Here is a 23,404-nt window from a genome sequence, read left to right as displayed (position 1 = left end):
CTGAAAAGAACTTTAAATTAAGATTGCCATGAAAAAAACGATAATACCTTTTTTATTCATATTTTTTGCTTTGAACAATATATCGGCACAAGAATTAGCCACTTTTTTTAAACAGAGCGATAATTTTTTTAAAGCTAATGTTGTTAACGGCAAGGTAAAGTATGCAGCTATTAAAGATGACACAAAAAGTTTAGATGATATTTTAGCGATGGCGAAAGGGGTATCTGTTTCTAAATCTGATGCTGCACAGTACCAAGCCTTCTGGATCAATGCTTATAATTTATTGGTCATTGACGGCATTGTAAAGAACTACCCCTTAAAATCACCGCTAGATGTACCTGGTTTCTTTGACAAAGCAAAGCATAATATAGGTGGTAAGTCTATAACTTTAAATGGTATTGAGAACGATTTACTTAGAGCGGAGTTTCCTGCCGAGGCTAGATTTCATTTTGTTTTGGTATGTGCAGGTTTGGGTTGCCCACCAATTATAAACATGGCATATCAACCAGCTACTTTGAACGATCAATTGCAAAAACAAACGGTTTTGGCTTTGAACAACCCCAATTTTATAAAAGTGAATAAGAATAAGGTGCAAATTTCGCAGTTGTTCGAGTGGTATAAAGGAGATTTTGAACAAAAGGGAAATACTGTAGATTTTATAAATACCTATAGAAAAGAGCAATTACCGGAGAAAGCAAAGGTGTCTTACTATCCTTATGACTGGTCTTTAAATGAAACCAAATAATCAACTAGAATTTAAATAGCCAAAGATGAAAATTTTAACTATAAATGTATTTCTTGCAGTAGCTTTATGTGCCTTTTTTAAGGGGTATTCGCAAGATAGTTTACAGCAAAAAAGTAATATTCAACAGTATACACCTTCAAAATTAGTTGGCAAAGGTCAGTACGATGTAAAATGGTTCAATAATTTATATACCCAGACCAAAAGTACTTTTACCGATGGTAAAGAGCCTCGGCAAACATTTTTTACTTCAACATTAGAAGGGTACACGGGTGTAGGAACCAATAAAAGATGGAACGTAGGTGCCATTTTAGAATTTAGGTCAAACGTTATCGGCGATAGAAGTGCTATCGATGTTTTTAAGTTTGATGGAGAAAACAACACTGCCAGATCCGGACTCACATCAATTGCGCCATCGGTGAAATTTGTGCCAATAGCATCGGTCAGTAATTTTTCCATTCAAAGTTCATTTTTTATTCCATTGGTAGATAACGAGACAGAAAATGGAGTTTTCTTAGATCAGAAAGGATACATCTGGCAAAATAGATTCTTTTACGACTATACTTTTCCAGGTGATAAATGGCAACTTTTTAGTGAAGTAAACTCAGAGTTGAGTTTTGGGGATAAAGAGGAAAGTTTTGCCAATAATAGTCTAAACCTAACGCCAGGTTTGTTCTTGAGCTACTTTCCATCAAGCAAGTTTACCATATTGGCATTGGCTCAACATTCACAACGATTGGATTTAGGTAACAATTTTACACAAGACTTCACCGCAGTAGGTGGTGGGGCAAAATATCAGTTGACCAGTGCCTTGAACCTCGAACTGCTTTATACCAATTTTGTACGTGGTAACAATACCGGTTTGGGGCAAACATTTAACTTGGGCTTGAGAGGTATTTTTTAACTTTTTTTGAGTGTTTTTTAAAAGAGTCTGTTGTGTGAACAATTAGACTCTTTTTTTGGTTTAAAAAGTGTTGTTTTTAACTTAAATTGATTCCGCACCTAATTTGTTCTATCTTGAAAGTCAATATTTAAGATTCATATGAATTATGATTTAATTGCCTCAAATAAGAGCAATAAGATACTATTTATAGTTATGTTGTTTGTTGGTCTTTCTGTACAAGGGCAAAATATTGAGGTGGCAGAATTGCAGATAACAGGTACAAAACGTACCAAAACATCTTTTGTTGAAAAACTGGTAACTATACGCCAAGGTATGTTGTTAGATTCTGTGGTGATGAACAAAGATATACTTCGTTTAAAAAAACTACCGTCAATATCCCATGCTTCTTATAATGTTAAAGCTATGACCAATGAGCAGTGTGTAGTTCAATATGTTATAGAAGAGAATTTTACTTTAATTCCTTTTGCAAATCTCTTTAGTTCATCCAACGATAATTTTGCCTTTCGAGTAGGGTTACAAGAATTTAATTCCTTCGGACGAAATATAACCTTAGGTGCATTTTACCAATATGATAATTACAGTTCGTTTGGGGTTGGGGTAAGGGCTCCTTATTTGTTTACCGATAAATTGGGGCTTGCACTGAACTATAATGATTTTACCACACTAGAGCCCGTGTTTTTTGAAGATGATACCGCAGACTATAAATATAGCAATACCGGTTTTGAACTGCTGGCTCTTTACGAGTTCAATTTATTTAATAGAATGGAATTTGGATTCAGTTTTTTTACCGAAGATTATACCTATGTTGAAGGCGCTACAAGTACAGGCGTTCCATTAAACTTAAACGTTGATAAGCATTTATTCAAATTCATATACGACTACAATGGTTTGGATTATTACTATCATTATCTTGACGGATTTAGAAGTCAGCTGAACTTGCAGTATGTGGGCAGTACAGATGATAATTTGCCGGAATTTTTAATAGGTTTCAACGATTTTACGTTTTTTAAAAGAATTGGCGGCCGAGGCAACTGGGCAAATAGGTTGCGTTTAGGTTTGGCAAGTAATGTTGATAGTCCTTTTGCTCCTTTTACCGTTGACAACAATTTAAATATTAGGGGTGTGGGTAATACGATAGATAGGGGTACCGGTATGATAGTTTTGAATACGGAATACAGGCATACCATGGTCGAGAAAAACAATTTTGTATTACAAGGAAATTTTTTTGTCGATGGAGGTACGTGGCGAAACCCAGCGGGTGGTTTTGATGATTTATGGGAAAGTGAAAATCTAAGAATATACCCAGGTGTCGGACTCCGATTTATGCACAAGCGTATCTTCAATGCCATTTTTAGAATTGACTACGGCTTCGGAATCACAAAAGACGGAGACAACGGGATAGTCTTTGGTATTGGTCAATATTTTTAGCAATCTTTGTGTTGAATTTGAGCGTCATAACCTTTTTATGGCATAGACCTTGTATTTGCAGATAGAATGAGATACAGCAATTTTACCTTTAGCTTATGTTTATTTTTCAGTGTTTTTTGCGTAGGGCAAGATTCTTTGAAGACCGTTGTTGCCGAACCTGGTGATGGAATATTATCACTATTAAGAAAGCAAGGGGTAGACCCTTATGATGTGTTCGATGAATTTGTGAAATTGAACAATGATAACTTAAGGGATAGCGTGCACTTGATTGCGGGTAAAACTTATGTTATGCCTCATGTGAAACTAGATACTGTGGCAATTGTAGATTCGTTACAGCAACAATCTACAGAGATTAAGGAACTGGAAAGTGTCTCCTACGATATCTTTGGGGAAAAGCATAAGAACGTAATTAAAAAAAGCGACCGGTTAGAAGGTAATGTTTATTATTTGGTGAGCGGTCACGGTGGTCCTGATCCTGGGGCAATGGGCGTGTATGCGGGTAAAACCATTGCAGAAGATGAATATGCTTATGACATAACCCTGCGCTTGGCTAAAGAATTAATGGCACATGGTGCAAAAGTGTATATTATTATTCAAGATCCAGATGATGGTATTAGGGATGATTTTATACTGGAGATCGATCATGATGAAGAGGCTTATTTAGATAAGAGAATTCCCTTAAATCAAGTAGCAAGGTTAAAGCAGCGGGTAGAAATAGTAAATGATCTATATAAATCGAACAAAGGAAAATATCAAAGGTTGATAGTAACGCATGTGGACAGTAGAAGTGAAGGGCAGAATATAGATGTTTTCTTTTACCACCATGAGCATAGTAAAAATGGTAAAAAATTAGCTGAAAGTATTCACAAGACCTTTCAGGCCAAGTATAAAAAATATCAACCTAACAGAACCTATTCCGGTACGTTTGAAGATAGAACTTCTCTTTTTTTAGTGAAAAAGACACACCCGGCAATGACCTTTATAGAAATTGGTAATATTAGAAATGCGAAAGATCAAGTTAGAATTGTTGATCCAGATAACCGCCAAGCATTGGCTAAGTGGATCGGTGAAGGGGTGTTGCTAGATTTTGAAGGGGAGTAGCTTCGGGATTAAATTTCTAAAAAAAACCTTTACCGTTTTGAATATCGGTAAAGGTTAGAACAAAAATTGTGTAGGTATTGCCTAATTTAAATCTGCTACCATAATATCCCAATTTTGAAATTCTCCTTCAGCCACTTCTTCTTGTTGGCCATAAAGAATGTATATTTTTCCATTGATTACCGCCATAGAATGAATAGTCTCATTTTCAGGGCTGGTTAAATTGGTAGTCAATTCAGTAAACTCATTATTTAAAGTGTTATATACGCCTATATAGGGGTCATTGCCATTTTGCGTTAAAAAACCATCAGGGTTACCGTCGCCATCGGCATCATCTGTAAATGATTTTATTTGACCGCTTACTATAATTAGGTTTTCATATTTTCCGGTATAAGTAAAGTGTAATGCTGAAGGCATGGTTTCAGTGCTCATTACACGAGATTCAAAATCATAGATATAAATTGTGTTTTTTGCATCTTGCCCATAAAATTCTTCTGTACCACCAAAAACATATAATTTGTTTTGTACGGTTTCTGCACGGGCTCCACTTCTAGCTTCTGGCATTATGGTTTCAATTGTAAGTGATGAATTTAAATCATCCCATTTATAAATTTCATTACCAATATTTTGTGTGTCGCCAAGCGATCCACCAACAATAAAAATTTCATCGTCAATTACGGCAGAGCCATGTCTGGATAATGCAATTTGTCCATCATACGAAGCACTGGTTGGGTCTGTCTGTAGATCTAGGTCATAGGTGTTTATATATTGGCCACCGACTACCTTTAGTTTATTGTCTATGATATGAAGTTGTTTTGATACGAAATCAAACTGAAAAAATAATTTATCCGTTAGTTCTCCAGTTTCGTTATCAAATCGGGTAATTCGCTCTGGATTAGCAAATTCCGTACCTATCATTTGACCTTCTCTAGTCACTATAAAAATACTGTTACTACTGTTAGAGCCTATCATCCCCGGGGAGAAGCCACTAACGGCATTAGAAGGGTATGAAAAAGCAGTGGAAAATGAAAGTGCTTCTGTAGGTACTTGCGCATAATCATTAGCTGTTTTAGGGGTAAGTGTAATTGCGATGGTTGATGATCCTTCGCTTAAAACAGTCCCCGTTATGGTACTTTCATCTATATAGGTAAATGTAAAACCTGGGCTTTCTAGATCTGAACTGCTTTCTCCAACAAAATCAAAAGCAGATTTAAAAGGAGATTCATAATGATCGACCATGGTTTCTTCTAGTGTTGTAGCCTCGGTTTCAATGAAATTTCCCGGTCTCCATTCTAATGTGCCGTTAAAGTCTGTTTTCGAGCTTACAAACACTTCGTTAGTGAAAATTAGTTCATCATCGGTAACGTTAAAATTATTTGAAATGTCAAAAGTGCCGGAGTCATTGGTTAGAACAGCTTCGCTGATTTTCCATACTTTTTGGTCATTATTTGTCAAGGAACTCAAAACAGCCTGTCGCTCTTGTGCAAGAATTTCAGAAGGGTCTTCTGTTGTTTCTTCTTCTTCAGGTTCTACTATTTCTTCTTGTTCTTGCTCTTGTTGTTCTGTTTCAATTACTTCGGTTTCATCATTATCACAGCCAATGATAAATAATGTAAATGTCATTAATGCTAAGAGATGTAATACTTTGGTTTTCATTTTAGATTGGATTTAAAATTAACATGGCTAAATGTATGTTGGTAAGTGCCTAGTGGCAATACCCGTTGATGGGTAATTTTAAATCCGTTTTAATTAAGCTTGCTTAAATTGAAAACATGTAAAATTATCTATTATGGAAAGAGTAAAGAGTTGTCTTTGGCAATTAGTTATACGGCTATATACCTTAAATAATATTTATACAACTGATCTGGTTTGGCACCTAAATGATATTTTAAATGTATCATACCAAAATGCCATTGTAACCTAACCATACCGCGTTCTTCATATCTTCTTGCTGAGGTGGTTACCGCTGCAGAAATAACCTTAAAAGGTTTTAGTTTGTATACCCGTTGTATAAATTCATTGTCTTCGTAAATCACAAAATTTTCATTGAAACCATTAAGCTGGTGAAATAGTTTATGGGTTATAAAAAGTGACTGATCTCCGCCGCGACAAATATGGTGGTTGATACGGGTACACCAAGAAAAGAACTTTAAAAATGGACTATTGCTATTAAAGCGCATTTGAAAACACCCCACTTCAACCCCTTTTTTAAATTCTGTAATAATGGCCTTGTCAAAACCTTTAGGAGGTAAAGTGTCTACGTGTAAAAAATAAAGAATATCACCTGTTGCTTTTGTTGCACCGAAGTTCATTTGGGCTGCGCGCCCTTTTTTACTTTTTAAGACAATGGCGCCGTATTCTTTAGCATTGACTACCGTATGATCAGTGCTGCCGCCATCAACAACTAAAATTTCTTTTATGCAAGTGGTACATGCATTGTTTGAAATGGAGAAAAGCACATCTTTAATGTACTTTTCTTCATTTAATACCGGAATAATAATACTTATGGTTGGCTGTGGGGTACGCATAATACAATACTTGCTAACTTATGGTAGTCAAATACTGTTATACCTTACAGTTGCTTGATCAATTCTTTAAACAACTTTACCATTTTAGGCTCGGTTTTCTCTGCAATCGATATTATTTCATTAATATCTACAGGCTTAAGGTTGTCTGGGTCGCACTCATCGGTTAAAACTGAAACGGCAACAATGGGTAGTGATAAATGATTGGCAACTATAACTTCGGGTACGGTACTCATACCAACTGCATCGGCACCAATTAGTTTAATCATTCTGTATTCTGCCCTGGTTTCTAATTGAGGACCTACTACAGAAGCATAAACCCCTTGTTTTAAAGAAATGTCATTTTCTTTGGCGATATCGATTAATTTTTTGCGCATGTCAACATCATAGGGCTCAGACATGTCTGCAAAACGTTCTCCAAATTCGCTTACGCCCTTAAAAGCCAATGGAGATCCTCCTTGAAGGTTTATATGGTCTTCGATCAACATCATATCCCCTTTTTTAAAGTCAAGGTTTACCGCGCCGGCGGCATTTGATATAAATAATTTGGTAATACCTAGCATATGCATTACACGTATAGGGTAGGTAATATCTAAAAAATCATATCCTTCATACAGATGAAAACGACCCTGCATAACCACTACTTTTTTCCCTGAAATGGTTCCATAGACCAATTTACCGGTATGGAATTCTACCGTTGCTAAAGGAAAAAACGGAATATGATTGTAATGCGCATCAATAGGATCTTCAATACTATCTACTAGTTTTCCTAATCCCGTACCAAGTACAATACCAATTTCTGGATTATCAAAACCTTTGTTTTTAAGGTAAGCTACAGATTCTAAAAGTTCTTCTTTCATCATAATGTCATATGTTTTAAAAAAGGAGCAAAGGCATCAATATCCTTTATGTCCTCGTAATAATCAACGTCGTTTTTTGTTTCTAATAGGGCGGTAGTTTTATTTTCAAGGTCAGCTAATGTGTCTTTTAAAACGGTTTCTGTGCCCCAAGATTTATTTTTAAAAAGTTCGGGCATAAATTTCTTCATTCCCAATAGGTAATAGCCACCATCTTCTGCTGGTCCAATTACAAAATCATTTTTTTCCAGGGCTTTAAATGCAGCTTCTAAATCTTCTTGAGATAAGTCTAGCATATCACTGCCGATGATAATAATTTTTTGATATTCGTTTTGAAACCCTTCTTGAAAGGCATTGGCCATACGTGCGCCAAGATCATCGCCTGATTGTAGTTTTTTTGCAAATTTCTTGTTGTCCCAAATATCATCTTCCCAAATTTCTTCCGAATAATACACTTGCTTTTCAGCATATAGATTTTTGGTAATAGTTACGGTATGGTCTAGTAAAAATTTATAAATATTAAAAGTGGCTTGATCGCCAATAGTGGCTGCTAAGCGCCTTTTACCTTTCCCTAATTCCGGATTTCTTGTAAAAATTAGTAAAAGGTTTTTTGAATTTGCGAGGGTAAAATCTATAATCTTCTCGTCTCGCTCCGCTTTATTGTTCAGTAGTATTCCCAATGTAATTTTTTAATTTTTCCTAACTCCTAACTCCTAACTCCTAACTCCTAACTCCTAACTCCTAACTCCTAACTCCTAACTCCTAACTCCTAACTAGTATACCTTTATCCCTTCATGTAAAAGCTTGCCCCAGTGCTTACTAAAAGCATGAACGCTATCGGTTTGTATTTCTTTGTCGTTAAAAACTTGCCCTCCTTTATTTTTCCAATCAAAAATTCCTCCGTAAAGGTTTAGAATTTTGGTGTATCCCAGGTCTTTTAATTTTTCGCCGATATCCTCAGAACGCACCCCTATCGAGCAGTACACAATAATCGGTTGGGTTTTATCGGGTAATGTTTCAAGAACCAATTGCTCATTAAATTTCTTATATCCTACCCAAATGGCATTTTTTAAGTGGCTTACCTCAAATTCTTCTTTTTCTCTGGTGTCTAAAAAAGCTATAGAATCGTTGGTAGGTAGGTTGTCAAAATACACATAAGGTATGGTTCCCTGGTTCCAAGAGCTAAGCGCTTTTGATATTTTGTCTTGTCCCGTACCTTTTTGAGAAAAAGAAAGCAAGCCAAACACACAGAGTAATAACTTATAATTTAGTATTTTCATTACTACAAAGGTACTATAATTACAATTTAAGAAGTGCCGGTATAAAAGTGAATTTATGGTTAAAACTTTACAAAATAAAGGCTTAGAGGTGTTTATTTTAATATGTATTCTGTTTAATTTCAGTTGTAAAGAAAATGTAAAACAAGAAGTGTTCGTAGAAGATGAAGAGCCAACCGGGTATTATATTGAGCCGTACAGGCCACAGTATCATTTTACGCCGGAAGAAAAATGGATGAACGATCCCAATGGTCTTGTTTATAAAGATAGTTTATATCATTTGTTCTATCAATACTATCCGGATAGTACCGTTTGGGGACCTATGCATTGGGGGCATGCCGTAAGTAAAGATATGATGAAATGGGAACATAAGCCCATTGCACTTTTTCCTGATGAACACGGCTATATATTCTCGGGTAGTGCCGTAGTGGATCATAACAATACCTCTGGTTTTGGAACTGAAGATAAAACGGCTATGGTAGCAATTTTTACATATCATGATATGGAAGGGGAGCGATCTGGAGCGACAAATTATCAGACCCAAGGCATTGCCTATAGCTTGGATAATGGGGATAGTTGGACAAAATATGAGGGTAACCCGATTATTGGCAACCCTGGTTTTAAAGATTTTAGGGATCCAAAGGTATTTTGGAACAATGAGGCAGAAAGTTGGACAATGTTATTGGTAGCAGGTGATCATTTACAAATATGGAATTCAACTAACTTAAAAGAATGGGAGAAAGTAAGCAAATTTGGTAAGGATCAAGGAGCTCATGGCGGAGTTTGGGAATGTCCAGATTTATTTCCATTAAAGGTCGAAGGTACAGATGAGGTTAAATGGGTGTTGTTAATTAGTATAAACCCCGGTGCTCCAAATGGCGGTAGTGGTACACAGTATTTTATTGGTGATTTTGACGGCACCACATTTACGACCGATCAGGTAGAACATAAATGGATAGATCTAGGTCGAGATAATTATGCCGGTGTAACTTATAACGATGCCCCTAATAATGAACGGGTTTTTATTGGGTGGATGAGCAATTGGAACTATGCGCTTGATACGCCCACGGAAAAATGGCGTAGTGCCATGACCGTACCAAGAGAGTTGACCTTGCGTAAAATTGATGATGAGGTAATGTTGTTCAATTATCCTCTGCAAAGTTTTGAGAGACACGTTGCTATGGCGTACCCAGAAAGTGTTTTAGAGATTTTACCTTCTAGAAAAAGAATAATGTCACTTAAATACGGTAATCAAAGTAAAATACAGTTTACATTGTCTGTGCCAAATGCTCAAATGTATTTTAAAAATACAAACGGTGATAGCGTAAGTATTGATATCGATAGGGAAAAGAAACTGGTAACTTTTGATCGAAGAAAATCGGGCAAGGTATCGTTTAGTGATAAATTTTCTCCAGGAATTCAGCAGATGAAAATTAAGAATATACCGCAGGGACCCATAGAAATAGCCTTGCTTCTAGATCATTCTTCGTTGGAGCTTTTCATAAATGAAGGTCAGTATGCAATGACCAATCAGATATTTCCGAATGATTTTTTTAGGGCATTGACCATTGTGAACAACTCAGAAAGTGAATTAATAATAGAGGACTTCACTGAACACAAAGTTGAACGTATGTGGGATTAGTTTTATGTAGATCGGTCTCTTAAACAAGATAAATTTAAGTTGTTCCACTTATTCTAGTTAGAGGAGATTCCTTTTCTAAGATGCGTGCGGTTAAGATTTACTTAAGCTATACTGAATTTTAGCGTACTGCTTTGATTTGTTGAAATCATAAGCGGAAAGATTCCTATCCATTTAATTTTTGCCCTAAAGACAAAATATACTGCGGTATTCATTTATAGATAAACTAAGCTTTATATTTTCGTGGTATGAAAGGTAGGTATAAAAACAAAAAAATCCTTACCGTTAAGTAAGGATTTATTGTGGTGCCTCCAGGAATCGAACCAGGGACACATGGATTTTCAGTCCATTGCTCTACCAACTGAGCTAAGGCACCATGCTTGCTGTAAGCGGGTGCAAATATAATTTCAATTTTATGATTTACAAACTAAATCGTAAAAAAAGAGAAATGTTTTTTTAATTTATAATCTTTGCAACATGAATTTAATTGTTGATGCAGGTAATACAAATGTTAAGTTAGCGATATTTAAAAAGTCGGAAATAATTCATTTAGAGACTGTTGTTGTAGATTTGTTCGTTGAGGCTGTCAAAAAAATATTCAAGGAATTTCCGAAAATAGAATTTTCAATAATTTCTAGTGTAGGGTCGCTTTCTAAGGAGCAAATTAAGGTTTTAGCTCTTTTTAGTAATCTCCACGAGCTCTCTTATAGGTCAAAAGTGCCTTTTAAGAATTCATATGCCTCTCCACAGACTTTGGGTGTAGATCGTTTGGCTTTGGCCACAGCTGCATATTATCATAATCCTCATCAAAATAATTTAATAATAGATACGGGCACCTGCATTACCTATGATATGCTCAATGATTTTGATGAGTATTTGGGCGGTGCCATTTCTCCAGGCCTGCAAATGCGATATAATGCTATGCATTATCAAACATCTAAATTACCGTTACTCGAAAAAAAAGAGCTTTTAGACTACATTGGCAATACAACAGAAAACTGTATGCATAGTGGAGCGGTAAATGGAATTACGCTTGAAATAGACGGTGTCATTGATCTCTACAAAGCAAGATTTAAAAATTTAACAGTTATTTTAACCGGTGGAGACACACAATTTTTGTCTAAACGATTAAAAAATACCATATTTGCGGATTCCAAATTTCTCCTGAAAGGGCTTAATTATTTGCTGGAATACAACAAGCACTAAATGATCAGAAAAATTGTAATTGCAATTGTATACATAACCACCATTGGTTTGTACGCTCAAGATGGTACTGTTTCTCCTTATTCTTTCTACGGAATAGGAGATTTAAAAAATAACAGTACGGTAGAAAATCAAATGATGGGGGGTATTGGTGTGTATGCCGATAGTATTCATATCAACTTAAAAAATCCCGCTGCTTTTGGCAAGTTAGGTCTGGAGGTTATGGATAGGGAAGGACTGGTAACCTATACTGCAGGGGTCTCCAATAAACAATATACGCTTAAAAGTTTTACGGCGGAAGAGCAAAGTTCGGTTACTAGCTTAGATTACTTGGCACTTGGTTTTAGTGTAGGTAAAGGTTTGGGTATGGGGTTTGGTATTATGCCTTATTCTTCTGTAGGATATAATTTAGTCGATGATCGTACCGAAACTGGTGGGTCTTTGGTAAATATTTACACAGGAGAAGGTGGGTTAACACGTGCGTTTTATTCCATTGGCTATGAAATTGTAGATAATTTAAGTATTGGGGCTACGGTTAACTTTAACTTTGGTACACTCGATAGTGAAAGGCTACAACAAATAGAAGATATTCAGTTTGGTACTTTTGACAGACGTTCATCAAGGGTCAATGGTTTTGATTTTAATTACGCGCTTAATTATACTCCTTTGATTAAGGGTAGGCAAAGGCTACATACTTCTATTCGGGTAAATACGCAAGGGAATCTAGTTTCTAAGAATGATAGGCAATTGGGTTCTTTTTCTGTATCCAGCGGTGTTACTATAGAAGAGTTAGAGGTTGATTTGGCTTCCCAAAATTTAGAGAATACAGAATTAAAAATACCTACCACTACTACATTGGGTATTGGTTACGGTGAAGATTATAAATGGTTTGTGGGAGCAGAATATAGTTTTCAAGAGATGAGTTCTTTTGAAAATGTATTTTTAGGCTCTGATAATATAGTATATGAAGATGCAAGTTCATTTGCTTTTGGTGCCTTTTTAACCCCAGATCACGATTCATTTACAAGTTATTTTAAAAGGGTTACCTACCGTGCAGGTCTACGTTTAGATAAGACCGGCATGTTGGTGAACGATGTGGATATAAATAACTTTGGCATAACTTTTGGATTAGGCTTACCTCTGGGCAGAAGTTTCTCTAATCTTAACTTAGGTTTTGAGTTTGGTAGAAGGGGAACAACTAGGGCGGATCTTATTGAAGAAAGCTACTTTAAATTTAATGTAGGTCTCTCATTGAACGATCGTTGGTTCCAGAAAAGAAAAATCAATTAATAAAAATTTAGTACATTAACCATTTTAAAAAGAGAAAAAATGAAATCGAAACTTTACTTCACGGCAATTATGTTCCTTGGGATGATGGGGGTGAGCAATGCGCAGGCGCAAAACCCTGAATGTATGACGAACCTGTCAATATTTTCCGAGCATGCAAAAGTTAAAAATTATGACGCGGCCTATGAGCCATGGAAAATGGTTTATGAAACTTGTCCACAGTTAAATAATGCTATATATGTATATGGTGAGCGTATCTTAAAGGATAAGATGAAAAAAGCTACTGGTGCTGACAAAGAAAAATTCGCGAATGACCTAATGGGTCTTTATGACAATAAGCTAACACATTTCTCGTCTAAAACTAGCCCAGGTGAGACTATGGTAGATAAGGCATTGGTGATGTACGATAATAAAATGGCAGATGATGCTAAAATGTACAGCATGTTAAGTGAAGCTTTTACTCAAGATAAAGAAAACTTTACAAGCCCTAAAGCTTTATACATCTATTTCTCTAGTTTGGTTGATGAGCATAAAGCAGGTAGAAAAGATTTGCAAGAAGTTTTTGATGTATATGATGCGGTAACCGAGAAAATTGAAACTGAAAACGAAAAGCTTACAGGTAAAATTGCTAAACTTTTACCTAAAGAAGAGGCTGGTACGTTAACTTCAAAGGAAAAATCTCGTTTAAAAGCTTATAACTCTTATTCTGAAGCTTACGGTAAAATTGCAGGAAGTATCGATTCTAAATTAGGTCCTTTAGCAGATTGTAGTAACCTTATTCCTTTATACGAAAAGAGTTTTGAGGAGAAAAAAGGTGATATCGTTTGGGTAAAAAGAGCGGTAGGTCTTATGTTCAACAAAGAATGTACCGATGATCCAATGTTCCAAAAGTTATTTGAAGCTCAATTATCTTTGGATCCATCTGCTGATGCTTATGTATATGGTGGTACGTTGAAAATGAAAAACGGAGACAGTTCTGGTGCACTTGCTGATTTTGATAAGGCATTGTCTTTAGAGACTGATAACGATAAAAAATCTAAGATCGCTTATAAAGTAGCTGTGATCAATAAAAGAAAAGGTAGCAAGTCTACTGCACGTAAATACGCTCAAAAGGCTATTGACGCAAACCCTTCAAACGGTCGTGCTTATCTTTTAATTGCTAACTTATATGCAACTAGTGCCAATAACTGTGGTACCTCTGCATTTGAGAAAAGAGCAATTTACTGGAAAGCTGCTGATATGGCTAGAAAAGCTGGCAGAGTAGATCCATCTTTAAGTGGTTCTGCTAGTCAAGCTGCAAACAGCTATAGTGCAAAGGCACCAACTAAAGAGATGATCTTTAGTTCAGGAATGGCCGGTAAGACTGTTACATTCAACTGTTGGGTTGGTGGTAGCGTGAAAGTACCTTCTTTATAGAAAAAATGAAACAGATTTATAATTTTAGAGGCATTGCCGTGGTATGTACCATGGCAATGCTTTTTTTATCTTGTCAAGATAATTATAAGAGGGTTGGTGAAGAGGCAGTGAAAAAGATCTACCCAAGAGGTGTAGTTGAAGATTTTGTGCTTACATATACAGAAACCCCAGAAAAATTAGGATCTGAAGATACTGGTTCGTCAAAGATATTGTCCGTATTGTCCGGACCCCTTAGAAATGATTTTGAACAACTTTCATTTCCCTATCAGACTTTTCCAGAAGGTCTATTGATAGAAATTTTCAACGAAAAAAATGAAAAAACAACCATAGAGGCAGATTTTGGAGTGTTGTACTCTAAAACTTCTATTGTAGATTTGCGTGGTAATGTGTTGATCAAAGGTGATGACGGTAAAAAATTGGCGACCTCACAGATGTATTATGATCGGGGTAACGAATGGGCTTTTACCCAAGAAAAATTTACATTTACAAATCCTGAGGACGGCACGGTAATGGACGGTGAAGGTATGGACGTGCAAAAAGACCTTAAGTTTTTGAATGCACAAAAAACCTATGGTCTAATGTTGATCAAAGAAGAAGATAAAGAAGAAGATAAAGAGGAAAAAAATGATTAATATTTTAAGATATACAGAGTATTTATATGTTATAGTCGCGGGCTTTTCGATCTACAGAATTATAACAGATTGGAATACCGATAGAAGTATGGCGTATTTCTTTATATTTTTCGCCGTAATTTCTATAGGAATGTTCTTGTTTAGAAGAAACTATAGGAAGAAATTCGAACAGCGTAAGCGAGATAATCAAAACAAATAGTGGGTACAGCCGGTATTATCATTATACTATCCTTGATTTTTTCAGCGTTTTTCTCAGGAATGGAAATTGCCTTTATTTCTGCGAACAAAATTCATATAGAAATAGAGAAAAAACAAGAGGGATTTTTAGCTACTGTACTAACGCGATTAACTAAAAAGCCGTCAAAATTTATAGCCACTATGCTAATTGGAAACAATATAGCATTGGTGATTTACGGACTCTTCATGGGTGAATTGCTCATGAACTGGTTTACCGAGATAGTGCCCGATAACGCTATTTTACAGTTATTGATTACAGATTTTAGTTTGTTGACCCAAACGGTGATTTCTACGTTTGTTATTTTAATAACTGCAGAATTTTTGCCGAAGGTACTTTTTCAAATTTATGCCAATACTCTTTTAAAGTTACTGGCCATACCTGCATTTTTATTCTATATACTTTTCTCGTTTATATCGGACTTTATTATTTGGATATCAGATTTTATATTAAAATACGTGTTCGGCACTTCTGGTGATGAGGTTCAATTGGCGTTCAGTAAGCTTGAATTAGGCGATTATATTACAGAACAAATGGAAACGGTAGAAGAAGAGGATGAGGTCGATACCGAAATTCAGATTTTTCAGAATGCCTTAGAGTTCGCGGCTGTTAAAGCTCGTGAGGTTATGGTGCCAAGAACCGAAATAGTGGCTGTAGAAATGCATGAAACGCCTAAGAATTTGGCGAAATTATTTACCGAAACAGGCTATTCTAAAATATTGGTTTTTAATGATACTGTTGATAATGTTATTGGTTATGTGCACTCTTATGAGCTGTTTAAAAAACCAAAGACCATAAAAAGTATTTTATTGCCGGTTGAATTTGTGCCAGAAACAATGCTTATTCAAGATATATTGAATGTGTTGATCAAAAAGCGAAAAAGTATTGCCGTGGTTTTAGATGAATATGGCGGTACAAGCGGTATTGTAACCGTTGAAGATATTGTTGAGGAGCTTTTTGGGGAAATAGAAGATGAGCATGATACCACAGATTTAAGGGAAGAAAGGGTAGATGAACGCCATTATCTTTTTTCTGCAAGATTAGAAGTTGATGATATTAATATAAATCATAAGTTGAGCCTGCCGGTATCAGATGAATATGAGACACTTGGAGGACTTTTAGTACATACCCTAGGGGAAATTCCAGAGAAAGAAGTAGAGCTTACCATAGACCAATATAAGTTTACTGTGCTGGAAGTTTCCAACACAAAAATAGATTTGATTTCCATAGAAGTTTTGGAAGAGGAATAACAGTGCATCAATCAATAAATTAGGTGGCTTTTTAGTTTTTATTATTTCAATTAAAAATGGTAGTTTTGCCACCCAATAACCACAAACGATTATTTTAAACGTTAATAAGAATGGCAGTATTAGAAAATATTAGGAAACGTACAACAGTGTTGATCTTGATCATAGGTTTGGCACTTTTTGCATTTGTTATTTCTGGGGTATTTACCAGTAGCAATTTTGGAGGGGAAAAAGTAGGTTCGTCCGTGGCCGAAATTAATGGAGAAGATATTTCTATTGATGAATTCAGACAAGAGGTTGAAGTAGCTACAAACAGAGTTGGTCCTACGGCATCTTCAATGCAAGTGGTAAACCAAGTTTGGGAGAATAAGGTAAGAAAGACCATATTAGGTGAGCAGTTTGAAGATTTGGGTATTGGTATTGAGCAAGATCAGATCGTAGATTTCTTAAGAACTACAGGATATGCTCAAAATCCTCAGTTTCAAGATGAAAATGGGCAGTTCGATGCTAATATGTTCAAGCAAACAGTTGCAGATTGGAAAGTGAACAATCCTGCACAATATGAAGCTTGGTTGCAAACGGAAGCTGAGATCGTTCAATTGGCAAAAGAACAGACCTATTTTAATTTGGTTAAAGCAGGTGTTGGTGCTACGTTAAAAGAAGGTGAGCTAGATTATAAATTGGCTAACGAAAAAATGGATATTAAGTATGTAAGAGTACCTTACACTTCTATTCCAGATAGTACAATTACAGTAACTAAAAGTGAAATTGCAGATTACGTTAGCAAACATAAAGAAGAATACAAACAAGATCCAGCTAGAGATTTACAGTATGTGTTTTTTCAAGAGAAACCTTCTGAAGCTGATGAAGCGGCTATTAAAGAAGAAATTACAAAACTGTTAGACGATACGATCGAGTATAATTCGCAAACAGATCGTAACGATACAATTAGAGGATTTAGAAATACTAAAGATGTAGCGGCATTTTTAGACAGATATTCAGATACCAAGTTTGATACTATTTACAAAGCCAAGAAAAATTTACCTTCTAGTGTTGCAGATACATTGATGAACTTGAACATTGGTCAAATCTATGGACCATATAAAGACGGTGATTCTTACAAGATTTCAAAAATGATTGCTAGAAAGCCAAACGGTTCGGTAAAGGCAAGTCATATTCTTTTGGCATATGAAGGTGCTACTAGAGCCAATCCTGAAGTTACGAGAACTAAAGAAGAAGCCGAAGCTAAAGCGAAAGAATTATTGAGAGAAGCAAAAAAATCTGGTGTTGTTTTTTCTACGTTGGCTAGAGATAACTCAGACGGTCCATCTGCTCCAAACGGGGGAGATTTAGGTTACTTCCAAAAAGGGGTTATGGTGCCTGCGTTTAACGATTTCGCTTTTGGAAATTCAGAAGGGTCGATTGGCATGGTTGAAACCGATTTTGGATTTCACGTAATTAAAATTGATGATAAGGAAGATGTTGTACAAATAGCAACTGTTTCAAGAGAGATTGTAGCATCGGATGAAACAATAAATACATTGTTTACCAATGCAACTAAATTTGAAATGGAAACTACCGATGACGAAAGTGCTTTTTCAACATTGGCAAAAGAAAACAACTATGTGGTACGTCCAGTAAACAAAATAAAAGCTTTGGATGAAAACCTTCCTGGTTTACCGAATCAAAGAAATATAGTTCAATGGGCTTTTAATAGTGATACTGAAGTTGGTGATATTAAAAGATTCAACATCAATAATGGTTATGCCGTTGTTCAATTAACTGGTTCTTATGCTGAGGGTGTAATGAGTGCTGAAGATGCTTCTGTACTTGTATTGCCTAAAATCAGAAAAGAGCGCAAGGCAGCTAAAATAATTGCCGCTAATAAAGGTAAGGATATGAGTGCTATTGCTTCTGATAACGGAGTAAGCATTTCTAATGCATCTGCACTTACTGTGAAGTCTCCAACAATTCCAGGAGCTGGCAGCGAGCCGGTAGTAGTTGGTACGGCATACGGTATGGCCGAAGGGGCAACTTCTGGTTTAATTGAAGGTAATACAGGGGTTTTCAAAATTGAGATAGTGAAGAAGACTGAAGCTCCAAAGCTAGATAACTATAGCGTATATGCAAACGCATTAAAAACAGGAGCTGCAGCTCGTGTAAATTCAGCAGTATATAACGCATTGAAAGAAGGTGCGGAAATTGAAGATAAGAGAGCTACGTTCTACTAAACGTAACTTGTTTAAACATAAAAAAAGAGCATCTTATTTAGATGCTCTTTTTTTGTAGAATCATTTTTTTATAGGGTAGTATAGTGGAATAGCCTTTATTTTTAAAATATTCCATATCCTCCATTGTTCCGGTAACAAGTACAAAATCTCCGCCCCATGCTCCTAAACTTTTAATAGTATTAGGGTAGTCTGCGAAACGAATGTTTTTAATAGTTTTAATTTGAAGTGTCTGGGACAAGATGGTTTCGTGAAGGTTTAATAAGTTCTCAAATTCAGCCAATGTTGAGCATTTTAGAACCTTCTCCGTAATATTGTTAATTTGATTGATCAATTTTTCTTTATCAAAATCTAAATTTCTGTAACTGGTTATGGCGTCCCTACTGTTTTTCTTTTCATTCAGATAAATAAAGAATAGTCTATCTGAATAATTCGGATTAAAGATGACTTCCTCTACATTAGGGCTAAAACCGTTTCTTTTATAAATAATAGGTGTATTATGTTTGGCACATGCTATATCGTAGCCACTACCACCAAAAGTGGCTTCTAACAATTTATAAGGATTTACGCCAGCCCATTCAGCAATATTATTGATTAAGGTAGAAGAAGTGCCAAGCCCCCAATCTCTAGGGAAAGTAACTTTGGCATCTACGGTATTTGCTTCTATGATGCTAGGTTCAAATAATGGGTTAAGTTTTTTAGCTTCAGATAGTATATGAGATAGCCTGTAGGCTACCTCTTGGTCGGAAGTATATATAGCTTTTAGATCTTTTTTTGAAAGCTCGGCGCTAAACCATACCGCATCATTTTCATCTAAACTGTTCCACACAAAATTCTCAGAATCTGTGTAAGATAAACTCAATGATTGTCCAAACTTGGTAGGTAGGGCTAAACCCTTTGCCCCATCAAGAATGGCATATTCCCCTGTGAGCAATAATTTACCGTTACTATAAATAGTTTTGGGCATACGGTTAAGGCTTATTTTCTTATTTGGTTAAGTTGTAGTTCTACACCATGGTGGGTTACCGGGTTGGTTTTAAAGTAGTCTACTAATGTTGCCTTTTCATTTTCATTGGCACCAAGTTGGTTAAGAATATTCAAAAGATGCATTTTCATATGCCCTTTTTGAATACCCGTAGTTACCAATGAACTTACAGCTGCAAAATTTTGTGCCAGGCCTGCAACAGCTATAATTTGCATAAGCTCTTCTGCAGACGGTCGCTGAAGCATTTCAAGATTTAGTTTCACTAACGGGTGCAAGTTTGTAAGTCCGCCAACGGTACCTAGTGCCAAAGGTAATTCTATCCAGAAGGTGAAAATTCCGTTTTCAATGGCAGCGTGGGTCAAGCTACTATATTGACCATTTCTACAGGCATACGCATGAACCCCAGCTTCGATCGCTCTAAAGTCATTACCTGTTGCTAATACAACGGCATCAATTCCGTTCATGATACCTTTGTTGTGCGTTACCGCTCTGTAAGGTTCTGCATGTGCAATCTTTATGGCTTGTACTATTTTTTCGGCAGTAAGTTGTGGGGTCAATTCGGTAGTAAGTTTTAATTCTTCTACTGGGCAACTAACTTCTGCGCGAACGGTACAATTGGGTACATAATTAGATAGAATGCTCATTACGATCTCAATATCTTTTTCCTGAGCAGAAAAACCTTCAAAACTAGCGGCTTCTTTTTTTAATGTTGCGGCAAATTGCTCCAAACAGCTATTAATGAAATTGGCGCCCATGGCATCTTTGGTTTCAAAGGTGGCATGTAATTGAAAATAATGAGCCAGCTCATTCGTTTTGTTCTTTAAGATAATATCGGTAATGCCGCCGCCTCTTTTTTCCATACTAGATGTCAAAGAAGCACTATCGGCAAGTAGTATAGGTTTTAAGTAGGTGAAAAAAGAGTTTAGTTTATTGGGGTCTCCTTTATATATAAAATGAACTTGACCAACTTTTTCAGTACCTAATATTTTAGTTTTAAATCCGCCTTTGTTCAGCCAAAATTTTGCGGCCTTGCTTGCTGCTGCAATTACCGAACTCTCTTCTATTGCCATAGGAATAGCGTAAAGAGAATCGTTTATTAAAAAGTTGGGAGCAATGCCCTGGGGTACATAAAGGTTGGTAATGGTGTTTTCTATAAACTCATCGTGCAACTGTTGTATACTGTCATTTTGATTCCAATACGTTTGCAGAATTTTTTTTGACTGTGCTGCGTTCTGGGTGTAATTTGTGGTGATCCAATCTATTTTCTCTTCTTTCGAGAGTTTAGAGAAACCACTTATTGGCTGGGTCATTTAGGTATAACTTTCTTCTAATGGTTCATGTTTTGTAAAGATTGGAATACATGTAAATAAATTCCATTTTTACGCTGGTAAAGATAAGCATATTGACCTGAATCTATTTTATATGGACAAAGCGTTAAAAGCAGCTTCTTTTTTCGGCTAAAGCGTGTTTTTTTAAGGAAATAGTGGTAAACTTGAGAGATTTAACAAAATTCAATTATTTATGCGAAAAATACACTTATTTACGTTGATTTTACTTTCCTTCAACGTAATTATTTGGGCACAAGACAAACCTATTTCGGTTTCTGAAATTTATCAAGGTGCATTTAGAACGGAAGGGTTAGAAGCTCTGCGTTCCATGAACAACGGTACTCAATACACGGTATTGCATACCAACAGAATCAGCCAAGAGACGACGGTAGATAAATATGATTACAAGACTTTAGAAAAAGTAGGAACGGTGGTGTCATCATCAGATATCGCTGAAATACCTTCCTTTTCTGCGTATACTTTTAGTGATGATGAGAAAAAATTGTTGCTTTCAACAGAAATAGAACCCATTTTTAGAAGGTCTAGATTGGGTATTTATTATGTGTATGATATTGCAACAAAAAATGTCGTTAAGGTTAGTGAGTCAAAAATTCAAGAACCTTTATTCTCTCCAGATGGTAATCGGGTAGCATATGTAAAAGATAACAATCTATATATTTTTACGATAGACACAAAGAAGACCGAACAGGTTACTACCGATGGGGTAAATAATCAAATTATTAACGGTGTTACCGACTGGGTTTATGAAGAGGAATTTGCCTTTGTTCGTGCCTATGAGTGGAATGCAGACGGAAGTAAAATAGCCTTTTTGCGTTTTGACGAGACAAATGTACCGGAGTTTTCAATGGATGTTTACGGTACCGGATTATATCAACAACCTTATGTCTTCAAATATCCAAAAGCAGGCGAGAACAATTCGCTTGTTACCTTACAACTTTTAGATGTTGCTAGCGGAGATATAGCTGCGGTAGATGTAAACAATGCATACTACATACCACGTATTAAGTGGATGAACCATAAAGACATGTTGAGTGTTCAAACTTTGAATAGGCACCAGGACCATTTAACAATGTATGCGGTAAACGCGAAAAAGAATGAAGTTTCTGTTTTGTTGGAAGAGAAAGATGATGCATATGTGGATGTTACCGATAATTTGACCTTTTTAGAAGACGATAGCTTTATATGGACTAGTGAAAAAGATGGTTGGAACCATATCTACTTATACGGCGAAGACGGCAGCTTAATGAACCAGATTACAAAAGGAGATTGGGAAGTAACCAAATACTATGGGTATGACCAAAATGAGGATAAGATCTATTACCAATCTACAGAGAACGGTTCAATTAACCGTGGTGTTTATAATATTAGTAGCGCTGGTGATGATAAGAAAGCATTAGCTGTTGTGGAAGGAACAAACAATGCTTCTTTTAGTACAGATTTTACCTATTTCATCAATACATTCTCAAGTGCCGAAATGCCGCCGGTATATACATTGCACAAAGCTGTTAATGGCAAGAAGGTAAAAGATATAAAAGATAATGATCAATTGTTGCAAAGGTTAAAAAGCTATGCTGTTAGCCCCAAAGAATTTTCTACGATTTCTATTAATGGCAATGATTTGAATATGTACATGATCAAGCCAAAAGATTTTGATGCATCAAAGAAATATCCATTATTTATGTATCAATATAGTGGTCCTGGTTCACAAAATGTGAGCAACAGCTGGATGGGCGCTAATGATTACTGGCATCAAGGTTTAGTAGCCGAAGGTTACATAGTTGCTTGTGTAGATGGTCGTGGAACCGGATTTAAAGGAAGAGATTTCAAGAAAGTTACCCAAAAAGAGTTGGGTAAGTACGAGGTGGAAGATCAAATAGCTGCTGCAAAAAAGCTGAGTGAATTACCATATATAGATGAAGAAAGAACTGGTATATGGGGCTGGAGCTATGGAGGCTTTATGTCTACCAACTGTATTTTAAAGGGTAATGATACTTTTGAAATGGCTATAGCGGTTGCACCTGTTACTTCTTGGGCTTTTTATGATACTATTTATACGGAGCGTTACATGCAAACACCGCAAGAAAACCAAAGTGGTTATGATGACAACTCCCCGTTCAACTATCCTCATTTGTTGGAAGGTGATTATTTGTTGATTCATGGTACAGGAGACGATAATGTGCATGTGCAGAATTCAATGCGTATGATCGAAGCTTTGATACAGGCGAACAAACAATTTGATTGGGGAATCTATCCTGATAAAAATCACGGCATTTATGGAGGAAATACAAGAATTCACCTCTATAACAAAATGACCAATTTTATAAAAGAAAAACTATAACCAAACTAACATCA

The 23,404-nt window shown here is 36.0% G+C and carries 20 protein-coding genes and 1 tRNA gene; 13 read left to right on the top strand and 8 right to left on the bottom strand.

Annotated features, from left to right (window positions below; translation table 11 throughout):
• Window positions 1–28: 28 nt before the first annotated feature.
• The 4 genes from DCS95_RS12525 (at window position 29) to DCS95_RS12510 (ending at window position 4,175) form a co-directional block, all read left to right on the top strand.
• Window positions 29–745: a DUF547 domain-containing protein gene (locus DCS95_RS12525; protein WP_116771130.1), complete on the top strand. Its 717-nt coding sequence runs from the start codon at window positions 29–31 to the stop codon at window positions 743–745.
• 25 nt (window positions 746–770) lie between these two features.
• Window positions 771–1,646 carry a hypothetical protein gene (locus DCS95_RS12520; RefSeq protein ID WP_116771129.1) on the top strand — a complete coding sequence of 292 codons (876 nt, stop codon included), beginning with the start codon at window positions 771–773 and terminating at the stop codon, window positions 1,644–1,646.
• A 138-nt stretch (window positions 1,647–1,784) separates the two neighbouring features.
• Window positions 1,785–3,074: a BamA/TamA family outer membrane protein gene (locus DCS95_RS12515; protein WP_244178453.1), complete on the top strand. Its 1,290-nt coding sequence runs from the start codon at window positions 1,785–1,787 to the stop codon at window positions 3,072–3,074.
• Window positions 3,075–3,140: 66 nt separating this feature from the next.
• Window positions 3,141–4,175 (top strand): N-acetylmuramoyl-L-alanine amidase family protein, encoded by a 1,035-nt coding sequence (locus DCS95_RS12510; RefSeq protein ID WP_116771128.1) that lies wholly within the window; start codon window positions 3,141–3,143, stop codon window positions 4,173–4,175.
• 81 nt (window positions 4,176–4,256) lie between these two features.
• Here DCS95_RS12510 and DCS95_RS12505 read toward each other — a convergent pair whose 3' ends face one another.
• The 5 genes from DCS95_RS12505 to DCS95_RS12485 form a co-directional block, all read right to left on the bottom strand.
• A complete protein-coding gene (locus tag DCS95_RS12505) occupies window positions 4,257–5,828 on the bottom strand; it encodes a Kelch repeat-containing protein (RefSeq protein WP_164674191.1) in 1,572 nt (523 codons plus the stop codon).
• Window positions 5,829–5,995: 167 nt separating this feature from the next.
• Entirely contained in the window at window positions 5,996–6,700 is a 705-nt protein-coding gene (locus DCS95_RS12500) for a TIGR04283 family arsenosugar biosynthesis glycosyltransferase (RefSeq protein ID WP_116771126.1), read from the bottom strand.
• Between the two features lie 44 nt (window positions 6,701–6,744).
• On the bottom strand, window positions 6,745–7,560 hold the full coding sequence (locus DCS95_RS12495) for a purine-nucleoside phosphorylase (protein WP_116771125.1): 816 nt from the start codon (window positions 7,558–7,560) through the stop codon (window positions 6,745–6,747).
• Window positions 7,557–8,228, bottom strand: coding sequence for a TIGR04282 family arsenosugar biosynthesis glycosyltransferase (locus DCS95_RS12490; RefSeq protein WP_244178472.1), 672 nt, complete (start codon window positions 8,226–8,228; stop codon window positions 7,557–7,559). Before DCS95_RS12490 ends, DCS95_RS12495 begins: the two co-directional genes overlap by 4 nt.
• Window positions 8,229–8,327: 99 nt before the next feature.
• Window positions 8,328–8,834, bottom strand: a complete 507-nt coding sequence (locus DCS95_RS12485; protein ID WP_116771124.1) for a rhodanese-like domain-containing protein — start codon at window positions 8,832–8,834, stop codon at window positions 8,328–8,330.
• A gap of 55 nt (window positions 8,835–8,889) precedes the next feature.
• Here DCS95_RS12485 and DCS95_RS12480 point away from each other — a divergent pair, with 55 nt between their 5' ends.
• Window positions 8,890–10,473, top strand: a complete 1,584-nt coding sequence (locus DCS95_RS12480; RefSeq protein ID WP_116771123.1) for a glycoside hydrolase family 32 protein — start codon at window positions 8,890–8,892, stop codon at window positions 10,471–10,473.
• Between the two features lie 300 nt (window positions 10,474–10,773).
• On the opposite strand, the gene DCS95_RS12475 is transcribed toward DCS95_RS12480, so the two are convergent.
• A tRNA-Phe gene (locus DCS95_RS12475) sits at window positions 10,774–10,846 on the bottom strand.
• A 101-nt stretch (window positions 10,847–10,947) separates the two neighbouring features.
• Here DCS95_RS12475 and DCS95_RS12470 point away from each other — a divergent pair.
• From DCS95_RS12470 to DCS95_RS12440, 7 genes are all read left to right on the top strand, one after another.
• The gene (locus DCS95_RS12470) at window positions 10,948–11,676 is read left to right on the top strand and encodes a type III pantothenate kinase (RefSeq protein ID WP_116771122.1); all 729 of its coding nucleotides are present in this window, start codon (window positions 10,948–10,950) and stop codon (window positions 11,674–11,676) included.
• The gene (bamG, locus tag DCS95_RS12465; protein WP_116771121.1) at window positions 11,677–12,963 is read left to right on the top strand and encodes a BamG family beta-barrel-assembly machinery protein; all 1,287 of its coding nucleotides are present in this window, start codon (window positions 11,677–11,679) and stop codon (window positions 12,961–12,963) included.
• 39 nt (window positions 12,964–13,002) lie between these two features.
• Window positions 13,003–14,376 (top strand): hypothetical protein, encoded by a 1,374-nt coding sequence (locus tag DCS95_RS12460; RefSeq protein WP_164674190.1) that lies wholly within the window; start codon window positions 13,003–13,005, stop codon window positions 14,374–14,376.
• 5 nt (window positions 14,377–14,381) lie between these two features.
• On the top strand, window positions 14,382–15,008 hold the full coding sequence (lptC, locus tag DCS95_RS12455) for an LPS export ABC transporter periplasmic protein LptC (RefSeq protein WP_116771120.1): 627 nt from the start codon (window positions 14,382–14,384) through the stop codon (window positions 15,006–15,008).
• On the top strand, window positions 15,001–15,207 hold the full coding sequence (locus DCS95_RS12450; RefSeq protein WP_058105041.1) for a hypothetical protein: 207 nt from the start codon (window positions 15,001–15,003) through the stop codon (window positions 15,205–15,207). Before lptC ends, DCS95_RS12450 begins: the two co-directional genes overlap by 8 nt.
• 59 nt (window positions 15,208–15,266) lie before the next feature.
• Complete coding sequence (locus DCS95_RS12445; RefSeq protein ID WP_425269163.1) at window positions 15,267–16,493, top strand: hemolysin family protein; 1,227 nt, start codon at window positions 15,267–15,269, stop codon at window positions 16,491–16,493.
• A gap of 110 nt (window positions 16,494–16,603) precedes the next feature.
• Window positions 16,604–18,721 carry a peptidylprolyl isomerase gene (locus DCS95_RS12440; RefSeq protein WP_116771118.1) on the top strand — a complete coding sequence of 706 codons (2,118 nt, stop codon included), beginning with the start codon at window positions 16,604–16,606 and terminating at the stop codon, window positions 18,719–18,721.
• Window positions 18,722–18,758: 37 nt separating this feature from the next.
• Here the strand turns inward: DCS95_RS12440 and DCS95_RS12435 are convergent, their stop codons facing one another.
• Window positions 18,759–19,685: a GYDIA family GHMP kinase gene (locus DCS95_RS12435; RefSeq protein WP_116771117.1), complete on the bottom strand. Its 927-nt coding sequence runs from the start codon at window positions 19,683–19,685 to the stop codon at window positions 18,759–18,761.
• Between the two features lie 11 nt (window positions 19,686–19,696).
• Window positions 19,697–21,013 (bottom strand): hydroxymethylglutaryl-CoA reductase, degradative, encoded by a 1,317-nt coding sequence (locus DCS95_RS12430; RefSeq protein WP_116771116.1) that lies wholly within the window; start codon window positions 21,011–21,013, stop codon window positions 19,697–19,699.
• 211 nt (window positions 21,014–21,224) lie between these two features.
• Here DCS95_RS12430 and DCS95_RS12425 point away from each other — a divergent pair, with 211 nt between their 5' ends.
• On the top strand, window positions 21,225–23,390 hold the full coding sequence (locus tag DCS95_RS12425; protein ID WP_116771115.1) for a S9 family peptidase: 2,166 nt from the start codon (window positions 21,225–21,227) through the stop codon (window positions 23,388–23,390).
• Window positions 23,391–23,404 lie beyond the last annotated feature (14 nt).

Source organism: Maribacter litoralis (assembly GCF_003075045.1).
Lineage (GTDB): Bacteria > Bacteroidota > Bacteroidia > Flavobacteriales > Flavobacteriaceae > Maribacter > Maribacter litoralis.
The sequence above is the reverse complement of the archived record's forward strand: the minus strand, read 5'-3'. Positions and strand labels throughout refer to the sequence as shown.

What these genes read in the sequence shown, in the direction of transcription:
- DCS95_RS12525 (WP_116771130.1), top strand. Translation starts at nt 29, where the DNA reads ATGAAAAAAACGATAATACCTTTTTTATTCATATTTTTTGCTTTGAAC.
- DCS95_RS12520 (WP_116771129.1), top strand. Translation starts at nt 771, where the DNA reads ATGAAAATTTTAACTATAAATGTATTTCTTGCAGTAGCTTTATGTGCC.
- DCS95_RS12515 (WP_244178453.1), top strand. Translation starts at nt 1,785, where the DNA reads ATGAATTATGATTTAATTGCCTCAAATAAGAGCAATAAGATACTATTT.
- DCS95_RS12510 (WP_116771128.1), top strand. Translation starts at nt 3,141, where the DNA reads ATGAGATACAGCAATTTTACCTTTAGCTTATGTTTATTTTTCAGTGTT.
- DCS95_RS12505 (WP_164674191.1), bottom strand. Translation starts at nt 5,828, where the DNA reads ATGAAAACCAAAGTATTACATCTCTTAGCATTAATGACATTTACATTA.
- DCS95_RS12500 (WP_116771126.1), bottom strand. Translation starts at nt 6,700, where the DNA reads ATGCGTACCCCACAGCCAACCATAAGTATTATTATTCCGGTATTAAAT.
- DCS95_RS12495 (WP_116771125.1), bottom strand. Translation starts at nt 7,560, where the DNA reads ATGATGAAAGAAGAACTTTTAGAATCTGTAGCTTACCTTAAAAACAAA.
- DCS95_RS12485 (WP_116771124.1), bottom strand. Translation starts at nt 8,834, where the DNA reads ATGAAAATACTAAATTATAAGTTATTACTCTGTGTGTTTGGCTTGCTT.
- DCS95_RS12480 (WP_116771123.1), top strand. Translation starts at nt 8,890, where the DNA reads ATGGTTAAAACTTTACAAAATAAAGGCTTAGAGGTGTTTATTTTAATA.
- DCS95_RS12470 (WP_116771122.1), top strand. Translation starts at nt 10,948, where the DNA reads ATGAATTTAATTGTTGATGCAGGTAATACAAATGTTAAGTTAGCGATA.
- bamG (WP_116771121.1), top strand. Translation starts at nt 11,677, where the DNA reads ATGATCAGAAAAATTGTAATTGCAATTGTATACATAACCACCATTGGT.
- DCS95_RS12460 (WP_164674190.1), top strand. Translation starts at nt 13,003, where the DNA reads ATGAAATCGAAACTTTACTTCACGGCAATTATGTTCCTTGGGATGATG.
- lptC (WP_116771120.1), top strand. Translation starts at nt 14,382, where the DNA reads ATGAAACAGATTTATAATTTTAGAGGCATTGCCGTGGTATGTACCATG.
- DCS95_RS12450 (WP_058105041.1), top strand. Translation starts at nt 15,001, where the DNA reads ATGATTAATATTTTAAGATATACAGAGTATTTATATGTTATAGTCGCG.
- DCS95_RS12445 (WP_425269163.1), top strand. Translation starts at nt 15,267, where the DNA reads ATGGAAATTGCCTTTATTTCTGCGAACAAAATTCATATAGAAATAGAG.
- DCS95_RS12440 (WP_116771118.1), top strand. Translation starts at nt 16,604, where the DNA reads ATGGCAGTATTAGAAAATATTAGGAAACGTACAACAGTGTTGATCTTG.
- DCS95_RS12435 (WP_116771117.1), bottom strand. Translation starts at nt 19,685, where the DNA reads ATGCCCAAAACTATTTATAGTAACGGTAAATTATTGCTCACAGGGGAA.
- DCS95_RS12430 (WP_116771116.1), bottom strand. Translation starts at nt 21,013, where the DNA reads ATGACCCAGCCAATAAGTGGTTTCTCTAAACTCTCGAAAGAAGAGAAA.
- DCS95_RS12425 (WP_116771115.1), top strand. Translation starts at nt 21,225, where the DNA reads ATGCGAAAAATACACTTATTTACGTTGATTTTACTTTCCTTCAACGTA.